General features: G+C 50.4%; 11 protein-coding genes. 10 read left to right on the top strand and 1 reads right to left on the bottom strand.

Annotation, left to right across the window (positions count from 1 at the left end; translation table 11 throughout):
- The first annotated feature begins 119 nt into the window (after window positions 1-119).
- Entirely contained in the window at window positions 120-1,541 is a 1,422-nt protein-coding gene (locus P5G61_RS03125) for a family 43 glycosylhydrolase (RefSeq protein WP_301244410.1), read from the top strand.
- 92 nt (window positions 1,542-1,633) lie between these two features.
- Here P5G61_RS03125 and P5G61_RS03130 read toward each other — a convergent pair whose 3' ends face one another.
- Complete coding sequence (locus tag P5G61_RS03130) at window positions 1,634-2,548, bottom strand: AraC family transcriptional regulator (RefSeq protein ID WP_301244412.1); 915 nt, start codon at window positions 2,546-2,548, stop codon at window positions 1,634-1,636.
- A gap of 185 nt (window positions 2,549-2,733) precedes the next feature.
- Here P5G61_RS03130 and P5G61_RS03135 point away from each other — a divergent pair, with 185 nt between their 5' ends.
- The 9 genes from P5G61_RS03135 (at window position 2,734) to P5G61_RS03175 (ending at window position 14,164) form a co-directional block, all read left to right on the top strand.
- On the top strand, window positions 2,734-3,609 hold the full coding sequence (locus P5G61_RS03135) for a fumarylacetoacetate hydrolase family protein (protein ID WP_301244414.1): 876 nt from the start codon (window positions 2,734-2,736) through the stop codon (window positions 3,607-3,609).
- A gap of 21 nt (window positions 3,610-3,630) precedes the next feature.
- The gene (gene gucD, locus P5G61_RS03140; protein WP_301244416.1) at window positions 3,631-5,097 is read left to right on the top strand and encodes an alpha-ketoglutaric semialdehyde dehydrogenase GucD; all 1,467 of its coding nucleotides are present in this window, start codon (window positions 3,631-3,633) and stop codon (window positions 5,095-5,097) included.
- Window positions 5,098-5,113: 16 nt separating this feature from the next.
- Entirely contained in the window at window positions 5,114-7,090 is a 1,977-nt protein-coding gene (locus tag P5G61_RS03145) for a YjhG/YagF family D-xylonate dehydratase (RefSeq protein ID WP_301244418.1), read from the top strand.
- Window positions 7,091-7,162: 72 nt separating this feature from the next.
- Window positions 7,163-8,764: a glycoside hydrolase family 43 protein gene (locus tag P5G61_RS03150; RefSeq protein WP_301244420.1), complete on the top strand. Its 1,602-nt coding sequence runs from the start codon at window positions 7,163-7,165 to the stop codon at window positions 8,762-8,764.
- A gap of 76 nt (window positions 8,765-8,840) precedes the next feature.
- Window positions 8,841-9,485 carry a Vat family streptogramin A O-acetyltransferase gene (locus P5G61_RS03155; RefSeq protein WP_301244422.1) on the top strand — a complete coding sequence of 215 codons (645 nt, stop codon included), beginning with the start codon at window positions 8,841-8,843 and terminating at the stop codon, window positions 9,483-9,485.
- 267 nt (window positions 9,486-9,752) lie between these two features.
- The gene (locus tag P5G61_RS03160) at window positions 9,753-10,199 is read left to right on the top strand and encodes a hypothetical protein (RefSeq protein ID WP_301244424.1); all 447 of its coding nucleotides are present in this window, start codon (window positions 9,753-9,755) and stop codon (window positions 10,197-10,199) included.
- A 33-nt stretch (window positions 10,200-10,232) separates the two neighbouring features.
- Window positions 10,233-11,471: a sensor histidine kinase gene (locus tag P5G61_RS03165; RefSeq protein ID WP_301244426.1), complete on the top strand. Its 1,239-nt coding sequence runs from the start codon at window positions 10,233-10,235 to the stop codon at window positions 11,469-11,471.
- A complete protein-coding gene (locus tag P5G61_RS03170) occupies window positions 11,468-12,148 on the top strand; it encodes a response regulator transcription factor (RefSeq protein ID WP_301245207.1) in 681 nt (226 codons plus the stop codon). The genes P5G61_RS03165 and P5G61_RS03170 overlap by 4 nt, the downstream gene beginning before the upstream one ends.
- Window positions 12,149-12,352: 204 nt before the next feature.
- Window positions 12,353-14,164, top strand: a complete 1,812-nt coding sequence (locus P5G61_RS03175) for an ABC transporter substrate-binding protein (RefSeq protein ID WP_301244428.1) — start codon at window positions 12,353-12,355, stop codon at window positions 14,162-14,164.
- Window positions 14,165-14,189: the final 25 nt, after the last annotated feature.

The following is a 14,189-nucleotide window of genomic DNA, read 5'->3' on the forward strand; positions in this document are numbered from 1 at the left end:
TAATACTGTAGGATATGTCATTGCATCAAAAAGTCAGAAACCTTACTTTTAAATAACAAAATGACTACTTATGTTCAATTCATATTGCCTAATTACTTTTTACGAGGAGTGTAGCTTGAATGAAGAAACAGGGGTTAAATCCATACCTTCCATCCTGGGAGTATGTTCCTGATAGTGAGCCTTATGTATTTGACGGCAGAGTTTATGTATATGGCTCGCATGACCGATTTAACGGACATGTCTTTTGCTTGAACGACTATGTGTGTTGGTCGGCCCCAGTGAACGACCTTGGGAATTGGCGAAACGAGGGGGTAATCTACCGAAAAACAGATGATCCGCTAAATACGGACGGCAGTATGTGCCTCTATGCGCCAGACGTTACGTTAGGTCCTGACGGACGGTATTATCTGTATTATGTGCTGGATAAAGTGCCGGTTGTTTCGGTGGCTGTGTGCGATACACCTGCCGGCAAATATGAATTCTACGGTTACGTAGAATATGCCGACGGCACTCGATTGGGAGAAAGAGAAGGGGACGAGCCACAATTCGATCCCGGCGTGTTGACCGAAGGACAGCATACGTATCTTTATACCGGATTCTGTGCCGCCGGAGACAAATCGAGACATGGCGCGATGGTGACGGTCCTTGGTCCGAACATGCTGACGATTGTGGATGATCCCGTATTCGTAGCACCGAGTCAACCATACAGCGAGGGCAGCGGATTTGAAGGACATGAATTCTTTGAAGCACCTTCCATCCGGAAGAGAGGGGACGTCTACTACTTGGTATATTCCTCTATCGTCATGCATGAATTATGCTATGCCACCAGTACATTTCCAAACAAAGGGTTTGAATATCAGGGCGTTATCGTTAGCAACTGCGATCTACATATCGATTCCTATAAACCGGCTGACAAGCCGATGTATTACGGCGGCAATAACCATGGCAGCATGATCGAAATGAACGGGGACTGGTATATTTTCTATCACCGCCATACAAACGGGGATGCATTCAACCGTCAGGGCTGCATCGAAAAGATTTCTTTTGACGAGGACGGAAACATTCCTCAGGTGGAAATGACGTCCTGCGGTCCGAATGGGGGGCCTCTTGAAGGAAAAGGGGAGTTCCCCGCATACCTGGCATGTAATCTTTTTACGAAAGATGATCAAATGTATACAGGTGGATTCGGAGAGGGTGCATGGCTGGACAGCCGCTTTCCGAAGATTACCCAGGATGGAAGAGACGGCGATGAAGAGACCGGATATATTGCCAATATGGTGGAATCAGCAACGGCAGGGTTTAAATATTTCGATTGTAACGGAATCCGCCAGGTCACGATCAAGGTGCGCGGATATTGTAATGGAGTCTTCGAGGTCAAAACAGCATGGGACGGTCCTGTTCTGGGAATGATCCCGGTACATTTTACAAATAATTGGAAAAAATACACGGCCGAGATTACCGTTCCGGACGGTAGACAGGCATTGTATTTTACTTACAAGGGAGCGGGAGGCGCGAGCTTGGCTTCATTTACATTAGAATAAACCGGCTGAACAGATTCGACCGGCGTAAAGATAGAGCAGCTGCTGATAATCCAGCAGCTGCTTATTTAATGTGAACACTACAAAGGATTTCTTCAATCATCAGGATGATCGGCTGCCGCAGCCTGCTGGGAATGACTGCGAAATTCGCTTGGCGGGATGCCTGTCCACCGCTTGAACTGACGGCTAAAATGCGCAATGGTCTTATACCCCAGCATCATCGCAATATGATCAATGTTCAGGTCTGTTTGCTTTAACAGCCGCTGGGCTTCGTTCAGAAGGGTTTCGGACAAAAACTTGCGCGGTGCTGTGCCATATACCTGCCGAAAGATCCGATTGACCTGCGACGGGCTAATGTTCAGCGACTTGGCGATGTCTTGGATCCAGGTTCGCTCGTTCTCCTGGATTTCACCATGAAGATGGATATATCTTACGGAATCCTCAATATACTCAGCAATTTGATGGGCGATGGTTTCTTTTCTGGATAGGGTAACAGAGGCATTCTGGGATAACTGGCCGACCAGGGAGCCGAGCAGTTCGAAGACGGCGGCATGAACCTTCATTTGTTTGGAGGAAGACAGCGAGATGGACAAGTGCTCTGTGGCCAGATCATACAGTGTAGACAGTGAAGAGGACAGTCCCATAGCTAAATCCGAATCTGCCGGATAATAAATGTCCTTGTAGCGATTGAGTTCTCTGCAAAAGGACGTATCGTGTACGCTGAAATGAACGGAAAAGTAAGTGAAGCCCTGCGGTCCCGCACCGGTGCAGGAATGGGTCATACCGGGGCGGATGAACAGAAGGTCTCCAACCGACTGACGGTATAACTGTCCATTGACCACCATGTTCATCTGTCCGTCCATCATCCAATGGATTTCATACATCGAATGCTCATGGGAAGGATACGTCCAGCTGGAATCTACTTTTCTTGCATGCAGCCCCATTAATTGAAAAGACATACGAACATCGGGCAGACGGCCTAAATACACGGCTTCTGAAAGCTTGACCACAGCAACCCAACCCCCTCGTATTGTTCTATATTCCAGAAACGGATCGATTCGTATAGATTCATCTTAACAGAAAAACAATGCGTGAAAAGGGTAAATCGTCGGAGTGATTAGAACATCGTCATGAGGCATAGCTGGTGCTATGGTAGAATTATCAACCCGATGGGGTAGAATGGGGGCAAGCTTGAATGCGAATTATTCGATTTCTGGAGGGACAACAGAAGTGGCTGGCAGCCGTTACGGATGATGAAAAAGCCTATCGTTTGCCACAGGCAGATTTTATGACTTTGATCTATCAAGCAAGAGAGCAGGGAATTTCTCCAGTTCAATTAGTTGAAAGCGCTTTTAAACCATTAAATGAGTTGACCGACAATTGGACTTCCCTGCACCTGATCACTCCATTGGATGCTCCGGAAGTATGGGCGGCAGGTGTTACGTATCAGCGGAGCCGGGAAGCGCGGAATTATGAAGCCACGGATGGCAAGCTGGATGCGAAGACCTTTTACGATAAGGTTTACGATGCAGAGAGGCCGGAGATCTTTTTTAAATCCACAGCAGCCCGCACCGTTGGACCGAATGAAGCTGTCACGCTGCGCAGCGACTCCACTTGGCAGATCCCGGAGCCTGAGCTTGGATTGGTGCTTGCTGCTGATGGCTGCATTGTGGGCTACATCGTTGGCAATGACATGAGCTGCCGCGATATTGAAGGGGAAAACCCGCTGTATCTGCCACAAGCAAAAATGTGGCGCAATTCCTGCTCCATAGGTCCTGCAATTCGACTTGCGGAAACGGTGCAGAATCCCTATGCGTTCAGCATCGTCTGCGAGATATATCGCGGAGGAGGAATGGTTGTCAAGAGTGAGGCGAGCACGAGTGAATTAAATCGAAAGCTGGATGAGCTGGTCTCCTTTCTGGCAAGGGACAACGATTTGTTTGATGGCACAGTACTTTTGACAGGCACAAGCATCGTGCCACCCAATGATTTTACGCTTGAACCCGGAGACCGCATAGAAATATCCATTAGCGATATCGGAACACTCGTTAATCCTGTCATTTCAAACTAGTTTATAAGGAGGATGAATGCTATGACCGCATTTCAGGTAGAGCAGACATACAGAAATTATATTAACGGAGAATGGGTGCAGGCTGTGTCCGGAGAAACCGAACCCAGCATAAATCCGGCGAATCGGAATGAGGTCGTGGGATATGTACCAGACTCCGGCGTAGAGGATCTGAACCGGGCTGTTGCAGCGGCGAAGGCCGCAGCGAGGGATTGGCGGAGGTTAACCGGTGCGGAGCGCGGTAACTATCTATTTCAGGCCGCGAACGTGCTGGAACGCCGGGCCGATGAGGTTGCGGAGGCGATGACAAGGGAAATGGGCAAAACACTCCCTGAAGCTAAAGGAGAGACGATGCGCGGAGTCGCGATCTTAAGGTATTACGCTGGTGAAGGCATGCGAAAAACGGGCGATGTCATTCCTTCGACGGATAGCGAAGCGCTGATGTTTACGACCCGTGTACCGCTTGGCGTCGTAGGCGTTATTGCTCCGTGGAACTTCCCTGTAGCTATTCCGATTTGGAAGACGGCTCCGGCCTTGATTTACGGCAATACAGTTGTATTAAAGCCGGCACAGGAAACGGCGGTCACTGCGGCGCTAATGATGGAATGCTTTGAGGAGGCGGGCATTCCGGCTGGCGTTCTCAATCTTATATGCGGCAGAGGCTCGGTGATTGGATCTGCACTTGCTGAGCATCAGGATGTGGGCGGGATTACGTTCACAGGCTCCAATGAAGTTGGTAAGCGTGTCGGCGCCGCAGCACTGGGACGAGGGGCCAAGTATCAACTTGAAATGGGTGGGAAAAACCCGATCATCATCGCGGCAGACGCTGACCTGGATTTGGCTGTCGAGGCCACCATCAGCGGTGGTTTGAAATCTACCGGCCAAAAATGCACGGCCACCAGCCGGGTCATTATTGAACGAAAAGTATATGACGCCTTTAAAGAAAAGCTCCTATCGCAAATCCAGGAGATCCGACTGGGTGACGGCATGTCTTCGGGAAGCTGGATGGGTCCATGTGCGAACGAAGGACAGCTCAAGACCGTGCTGAGCTATATTCAAAAAGGACAGGATGAAGGTGCCGTTCTGCTGGCAGGTGGACAAAGACCGGACGACCCAGCGCTTGCGGAAGGATTTTATGTCCAGCCGACCGTATTTGAAGGTGTCGAATCGCACATGTCTATCGCCCGGGAAGAAATCTTCGGCCCGGTGCTTGCATTAATGCCAGTGGATTCCTTGGAAGAAGCTATAGAGGTGGCTAATGACAACGATTATGGTTTAAGTGCTTCCATTTATACACAAAATGTCGGAGCTATGCTGACTTTCATCCGGGATATGGATGCAGGATTGGTCAGGATCAATGCGGAAACGGCTGGCGTAGAGCTGCAGGCTCCGTTCGGTGGAATGAAGATGTCGAGTTCACACTCCAGGGAACAGGGACAAGCGGCTATCGAGTTTTTCACGGCTATCAAAACGGTCTTCGTGAAGTCATAAACTGTGGGAGGCTATCATGTACGAACAGATTATGTCGATTATGGGGGAGAAGGAGTCTGACTGCTTCGATATCATAGCACATGCTCCAGGGGCAGCAGGACGTCTGCCTTTAACCGATGATTTGCTGCGGAATGCTCCAAGCGGCGACTTGTTCGGCATGTCCCAGAATGTTGGAATGGGCTGGAAGCCCGGAGAATTGAACGGTAAACAGTATCTGATCCTAAGTACTCAAGGTGGTATCCGCAATGAGGACGGCAGTCCCGCAGCTCTCGGCTACCATACGGGCCACTGGGAAGTCGGTCTGCTGATGAAAGCTGCCGCGGAAGAACTATCGAGTCGTGGAGGAATCCCGTTTGCCGGATATGTCAGCGACCCTTGTGATGGCAGATCACAGGGAACGACCGGTATGTTCGACTCGCTCCCCTACCGGAACGATGCCGCTATGGTGTTTCGCAGACTGATTCGCTCACTGCCGACGCGTAAAGGCGTGATCGGCGTCGCAACGTGTGACAAAGGTCTGCCAGCGATGATGCTCGCGCTTGCAGGCATGCCGCAGCTGCCGGGAGTGATCGTTCCCGGTGGCGTCACGCTTCCGCCCATCGATGGAGAGGACGCTGGTAAAATTCAGACCATCGGCGCACGATACGTCAACGGAGAAATCTCTCTGGAAATGGCATCGGATTTAGGATGTCGGGCTTGTGCTACCCCGGGGGGAGGCTGTCAGTTTCTAGGTACCGCGGCAACAGCCCAGGTCGTAGCAGAGGCCATGGGTATGACGGTGCCGCATGCTGCCCTTGCCCCTTCCGGTCAGCCCATCTGGATCGAGATGGCGCGCCAATCCTCACGCGCACTGATCAACATGGAGTCCCAGGGGATGAGGATGGCGGACATTGTTACAGATGCGTCGATTCGCAATGCCATGACCGTTCATGCCGCGTTCGGCGGATCTACGAATCTGCTTCTTCACATACCAGCTATTGCCCATGCAGCGGGTTTAACTGTGCCCGCAGTACAGGACTGGATACAGGTCAACAAGAATGTTCCGAGACTGGTGAGTGCCCTGCCGAACGGACCAATCTTCCACCCGACCATTCGGGTTTTTCAGGCCGGAGGTGTGCCCGAGGTCATGCTGCACCTCAGAAAGCTTGGTCTGCTGGATGAGTCTGTACCTACCGTGACTGGTACGTCATTGGGCCAGGTGCTGGATTGGTGGGAATCGTCGGAACGCCGGCATCTCATGCGAAAGCAACTGAAAGAGAAGGACGGCATTGATCCGGACAGTGTCATCATGAGCGTAGAACAATCGCAGCGTCTTGGAATTTCATCGACTGTGACATTTCCAACCGGGAATATCGCTCCGGAAGGCTCTGTCATTAAATCTACATCTATTGATCCTTCGGTGCTGGATGAGCATGGCGTGTATCGTCATCGTGGCCGGGCAAAGGTGTTCACAACCGAACGTGAGGCGATCCGTGCAATTAAAACAGGCGGTGTTCTGGCCGGTGATGTTGTGGTCCTGCTTGGACGTGGGCCCTCTGGGACCGGGATGGAGGAAACGTATCAGCTTACGTCTGCGCTCAAACATTTGCCTTTTGGCAAATATGTGTCGCTCATCACCGATGCCCGGTTCTCCGGTGTGTCCACCGGAGCGTGTATTGGCCATGTTGGCCCCGAAGCGCTGGCAGGCGGGCCGATCGGCAAGCTGCGAAGCGGAGACTTGATTGACATCGTCGTGGATCGGGGCACGCTGGAGGGCAGTGTTAATTTTGTCGGAGAAGGGGAGACGGAGGTTTCGCCGGAAGAAGGAGCCCTCATCCTGGCACAAAGGCCTTTTCATCCCGATATGCGGCCTGATGTAGATTTGCCGGATGATACCCGGCTGTGGGCTGCGCTGCAATCCGTCAGCGGTGGTACATGGAGAGGAAATGTGTACGATGTAGAGCGAATCATAACCGCGCTGGAAGCTGGCAAAAAAGCGCTAGGCTGGTACTGAAATCAACCCATTCTAGTACATTTTCCGTACCTATTTTGTACAGATCATCACTTTTTACCGGAGGTTTCTTCAATGAATATGATCACGAACCCCATTCTTCGCGGTTTTCATCCCGATCCGTCCATATGCCGGGCGGGAGAAGATTATTATATCGCCACTTCCACCTTTGAATGGTTCCCGGGTGTACGGATTCACTATTCCCGGGATCTGGTTCATTGGCGGCCGATAGCTTCTCCGCTGACCCGTATCACACAGTTGAACATGGAAGGAAACATTAACTCCGGAGGGGTATGGGCTCCCTGCCTTAGCTACGACAACGGCGTGTTTTACCTTATCTACACCGATGTCAAAAGCCGGGTAGGCGCTTTTAAAGATACCCACAATTACCTAGTAACAGCAACGGATATCGAAGGCCCTTGGTCCGATCCGGTGTATCTGAACAGCAGCGGCTTTGATCCTTCCTTATTTCATGATGAAGACGGACGCAAGTGGCTGGTCAATATGATTTGGGATCACCGTAAGGGCAAGAACCGGTTTGCGGGCATCGTTCTGCAGGAATATTCCGTCCGGGAACAAAAGATGGTCGGGCCTGCGGTCAACCTATTTAAGGGAACTGAATTAGGACTGACCGAAGCGCCGCATCTGTATAAGCACAAGGACTATTATTATCTAGTAACGGCTGAAGGGGGAACCGGTTATGAACATGCGGTTACGGTAGCACGTTCCCGTACGTTACAAGGCCCTTATGAGGTTGACCCTGCCAATCCAATCCTCACTTCATACGGCAGGCCGGATTTAGCCCTGCAAAAGGCAGGTCACGGCAGTCTCGTCGAAACACACACCGGCGAATGGTACATGGCTCATCTGGTCGGCAGACCTGTTAATGAGAAATTTTGCATCCTTGGACGTGAGACTGCTCTTCAGCAGTGCGCTTGGAGCGATGACGGCTGGCTGAGGCTTGCGAGCGGTGACCGGTATCCCGAGGTTCAGGTGCCTGCACCGAAGATCGCGGCACACCCATTCGAACTGGCAGCGGAGATGGACCACTTTGATCAATTCGAGCTCCAGAACGATTGGAATACACTTCGTATACCACCGGACCCGGCTTGGCTCAGCCTGACGGAACGTCCCGGTTACTTGCGCTTGCATGGAATGGAATCCATGAGCTCAACACACAGGCAAAGCATGGTCGCCCGGAGACTGCAGGCTTTGGAGTGCGAAGCCGAAACTTGTCTGGAATTTGCGCCGGACCATCCACAGCAAATGGCAGGATTGATTCTGTACTACGATACCCAAGACTATCTCTATTTACGGGTAACTTATCATGAAGAGAAGGGGCTGTGCTTGGGGATTATTCAGTCCAGGTACGGGATATATGACGAGCTGCTGGAGGATATCCCGTTAAAATCAGTGAACCGGATCCGGTTAAAGGTTGTGGTGGATCATGATCGTGCCTGCTTTTGTTATGCGTTAGAGGATGATCCATCCTGGTATCCGGCAGGCGGCTGGACGGATATCACACATCTGTCCGATGAATCACCGGAATATATCCGGTTTACGGGAACCTATATCGGTCTTTGTGCGCAGGATGTGGGTGGGACCCGGAAACACGCGGATTTTGATTACTTTGTATATAAAGAAACGAACAACCAAACGGCTTCATTACATTTCTAGCAGCATTCTCCTTGATACCTATAAGAACGTTTTATTTATTATTTCTGGTACAATGAGGGAAAAGGAGGGAACACATATGGCTCCCGATAAAACAAAACTTTTCCCTAACGACAATATTCGTACCGTTTGTTACATTCAAAATTTGCCACCGCGCTCCAATGTGCTGATCGGTGATTATACGTATTATAGTGACAACAGTCGTCCACCTGAGCAATTTTATGACCGCATTCAGCATCATTATGATTTCCTGGGTGATCGTCTGGTGATCGGCAAATTTTGCGCAATTGCCGAAGGCGTGACATTCATTATGAATGGTGCCAATCATCGAATGGAGGGCATGACGACTTATCCCTTCAATATTTTCGGTGGTGGTTGGGAGAGAGTTACCCCTACGCTGGATCAGCTTCCTTTTAAGGGAGACACTGTATTGGGAAACGACGTCTGGATTGGGCAAAATGTAACCATCATGCCTGGTGTAACCATCGGAGACGGTGCCATCGTCGCTTCCAATGCGACAGTCACCAAGAACATCGAGCCCTACACCATTGTAGGAGGCAACCCGGCCAAGCCAATCAAACAACGCTTCGATGATGAGATCATTACTTTGCTGCTGGAACTGAAATGGTGGGATCAGGATGAGGCGTGGATGGACGCATATTTGGAACAACTGGTCTCTACATATGATCCGCAGACATTGCGTGAGCTTCTGAAGAGCAAGTAGAGAAAGCGTACGTGAATTGATTTGCAAAAAAATGAGGCTATAGCTGGTTCCTTACGGAGCCGGCTTGTTTTATTTTGAACTCCATATGCTCCATATGCTCCATGTGCTCATCATCATCACACTTCATGAAAACTTACATTTCCACGCTAAGTCCCTGGATGGAAGAGGGTAGAGAGCCAATCCATCTGTAGGTGGACTTAATTCCCGCGGAATTCGGCTACACTGAATGTAGATCGAAGGACATGTGGAGAAGGTGAGGAAAAAAACATGATGAATATTGTGATTATAGCCGTCATTGTTCTATTGTTATCTCTGAGGGAGAAGGAAGTGAAGACATCCCGTTTATGGTTGTTACCAGCGATTCTTGCGTTTTGGGTGCTTTCGAGCATAGCACAGACGCCACTAACGGTGGGAAACATCCTGTTATATATTGTTTTTCTCATCATAGGTTGCGGGCTTGGTGCGTGGCGTGTGCATCTGGAGCAGCTTCGAGTCCATCCAACCACAGGCAAAATGATGTCCAAGGGATCACTGGCCAGCAGCTTGCTCCTGATCGTGGTTATGATGCTGAGACAGCTCGCCAGCCAATGGGATGTGCATCATGCTGTGGTTTCACTGAGCAGTGCTCTGTTGTTTCTGCCTTTGGGAAGCATTGCTGCCCGGCGTTATTTTCTGTATGCCAAAGTCCAGCGTTTTCAAGGCAGAGGTGTATAATCGTTTCACATTTTAGGATTGGAAAGGATAGCTATGCAGAACGATTCGAAATGGATGCGGATTCGAACGGTTGTACTGGATCATACAGCAGATATCATTTTAACGTTGTTACTGCTCTACAGTCTGATTGAGCCCCTCAAAGAATTGTCGTGGGTCGAGTTGGGTGCAGGACTGATCGTTAGGCTGCCGTACCTGATGTTGGTTTGGGTTCCACAGTCACTTCGAAATGAGCGGATGCGGACGTTAGGGGTATTGGTGATTTGGGTCGTGACGCTGCTCTATGCCCAGTTCTTCCAAGCCGAGAGTCGCATATTTGAATTAACCTTTTATCTCATCGGATATACTGCGCTGAAGCTGCCCCTCCATCGTTCTTCGTTGCTTGGTATCATTATTCTCATCGGGAATGCGGCGCTGCTCTATGTGGATGAATACGAAGCTAATCAGATTCTGGTGTATTCGATGGCTCACGCTGTAACCTATATTCTTTGCTGGGCCGCAAGAATCAGGCGTGAAAGCAGACAGGACAGCAAGCGGCATTATGAGGAATTGCAGAAGGTTCACGCTGAACTGACACATGCCCATCAGGAGCTTCAGGATACACATCAGGAGCTGGAGCAGGCTACCGTTCGATTGATGCAGTATGCTGTGCTTGAGGAACGGAGCCGGATCTCGATGGATTTGCACGACAGTGTTGGCAACCGATTGACCTCCATTATTGTTCAGCTTCAGGCATTACCTTATATGATGAAGATGGACGCAGCGGAAGCGGACAAAGCGATGGGAACAATACTTGAAGTGGTCAGACAATGTCTCCAGGAGGTTCGAACCGTTGCCCATCAGATGGGCAGCAATGAAGCCGGCCTCGGCCTGGTCGCCTTGACGAGTCTGGTGAATGAGATACGAGAGATGGCAGGCTTCACGATCAAACTCACTCCCCAGGAGCAGACGAGTCATTGGACGCCAGAAACGTCCGAACTATTGTACCGTGTACTTCAGGAAGCGTTAACGAATATCATTCGTCATGCCCAGGCTTCCCAAGTGAAGGTGGACATATTGGAGAAGGAGAATCAGCTTTATATGATTGTGGAGGATAACGGAATGTATCAAAAAGAAAATCCGATCTCCCCCGGTTTCGGGCTGTCGAGTATGAGAGCAAGGAGTGAAAGGGCAGGCGGTTCCTTGTCCATTGATGCGGTCGACCCACATGGAATGAGGCTAACCCTTACGATTCCTCAAGATGCGAAGGAGATGATGGGAGGTGATGAACAATAATGGAGCAGAACATACGTGTACTACTCGTGGACGACCAGCATCTGGTCCGGCATGGGCTCCGTTTTATTATTAATGCACAGCAGGACATGGAAGTGGTAGGCGAAGCGGGCGGGGGACATGAAGCAGTCCGCCTGGCAGCTGAGGTTCGTCCACATGTGGTATTGATGGATGTGCAGATGGAAGCAGGAGACGGACTCGAAGCGACAGCGGAGTTGCTGAAGTTGCTGCCTGATTGCAAAGTGGTCATCCTGACCACATTCGATCATGAGGACTATGTGTACAAAGGAATACGTGCCGGGGCCGTCGGATATTTGCTCAAGGATGCGGCACCGGATGAACTTGTTGATGCGGTCCGTGCTGCGTATCGGGGGGAGGCTATCTACCGCACTGCGGTGGCAGCCAAGGTGATCGGCCTTGCCATTCGTTCAGCGCCGAGTCATTCGGATTCAGTGAAGGAAACGGTAGCAAACGAACAACTGCCTGAACCCTTTACCGGACGGGAATTGGAAGTTTTGCAAGAGATGGCATACGGATTACGGAATGAGGAGATTGCCCGCAAGCTTTTTATTGGAGAGAGCACAGTCAAGACTCATGTACATCGTATTCTGCAAAAGATTCAGGTGGAAGACCGCACACAGGCGGTCGTCTTTGCCATTCGTAATGGATTCGTCAAGTAAACCGTTCTGTAGCCTCTGTGGAGTAATATACAAATTCAGTACATAACCAGCTGCCCCATGCGGAGCTGGTTATTTCGTGTGACCGCAAAAACAATGTCTCAATATTGAGAAAAGAGATGGAATGTTTGGTGTGAGATAAGTCATAGAATAACATTAAGTAAGCGCTTCCAATAATGTCAAAATGAATTCACGGAGGGGTTCAGGATGCGATTCAAGACTGCTGCAAAACCGCTCGTTGCTTTGTTCATGTCTGTCACGCTGTTAGCCGCATGCCAAAGTGTTCAGCCACCATCAGTAAGTGAACCACAAGGGACGGTGGATACACCGACCACGACAACACAGAACGAACCTGCACCACAAACCAACAAGGAGACCCCGCGTAACGAGACCTTGTATATCAACGGGCTGCAATGGGGGCCACCTACGAACTTTAATTTGTTGAGCGGAAATCCCGCATTTCCTGTGAATTACGGCAACTCCAGGGAACTGGTATATGAGACGCTGTTCATGGTGAATCAGCTGGACGGCGGGCTTGAACCTCTCCTGGGCAAGTCGTATGAATGGACGGATGAAACCACACTGCGCATTGAATTGAATGCGGATGCGAAGTGGAGCGACGGGACGGCTTTTACGGCAGATGATGTTGTATATACCTATGAGCTGGGCAAAAAATACGATATCAACTGGAGCAGCTTCTGGACTTACATCAGTGAGGTGAAAGCAGATGGAGCACAGGCCGTGGAAATCAAGCTGAACCCCGATAACCCGAACAAACTGACCGTACTGGACAGCATTGAACTGATTCCGATGCTGCCGAAGCACGTCTGGGCAGAGATCGAGAAGAAGAACAACAATGATCTGACCGCGATTCGCAAAGAGATCAATGACAATCCGGTGGGCACCGGAGCATATAAGCTTCATTTTTATAACGACCAGAAAATTACGATTGCTCGTGACGACAACTACTGGGGCCAGAAATTGTTTGGCAAGTTGCCTGCTCCGAAGTACATCACGCATGTGATCTACAAAGATAATGCCGCAGGTGATTTGGCGTTCAAGAGCGGTCAAGTGGACGTCTCGCAGCAGTTTATCCCTCAGGTGTGGAAGATGTGGGAAGGCGGGGCTGCCGTCAAAACGTATCTGAAGGATGCGCCGTATTATCTGCCCGGTTCCATGCCAAGTATTTTCTTCAATCTGTCCAAAGCTGGACTCGATAATGCAGACGTTCGCAGGGCTATTGCCATGAGCATTAACTATGACAAAATCTCGGAGCTCGCCATGAGCGGATACTCTGCACCGATGCAGCCTTCCCTGACCTTGAACTCGGACGCCGAGTCCAAATACATTGACCAGGATGCCATCAAGTCGTTGCAATGGACGATGGATATTGAAGGAGCCAATGCCCTGCTCGACAAAATTGGAGCGAAAAAAGGCAAGGATGGCATCCGTGTCCTTAACGGCACACGCCTTGGGCCTTTCGAAGTTGAATGCCCTTACGGGTGGTCCGACTGGAACGCTGCTCTGGAGATCGTAGCACAGAGTGCAAAGGCCATCGGCATCGAAATCCGCACCAAATTCCCGGAATCCCCGGTGTGGACCAATGATCTGCAAACCGGCAAATTCGATATCATCATGAACACACCTGCGGGCGGGGTCAGCCCAAGCCAGCCATGGAACCGTGCGATGACGATCATGTACTCCAAAGGGGTTGCCCCAATGGGCGAGATGGCGTTCTGGAACTGGGGACGTTACCAGAATGACCGCGCAGACGCCATTATTGAAGAGATTCCATCCGTGTCTGACGAGGCGAAGCTGAAGTCACTGTACACCGAACTGAATACCATCTGGCTGAAAGACATTCCTTCCATTCCGCTGATGTACAGACCATGGGTGTTCGACACCGTGAACGAATCCGTCTGGAAAGGCTTCCCGACCGAAGGAGATGGCACTAACATTCCGCCGCAAATCTCGATGGACGGAGCAGGCATCAAGGCGTTGTATCAGATTCACAATTAAGGAACTCATAATGAGGCAGGACACG

Source organism: Paenibacillus vandeheii (genome assembly GCF_030433635.1).
In the GTDB taxonomy this organism is placed as follows: domain Bacteria; phylum Bacillota; class Bacilli; order Paenibacillales; family Paenibacillaceae; genus Paenibacillus; species Paenibacillus vandeheii.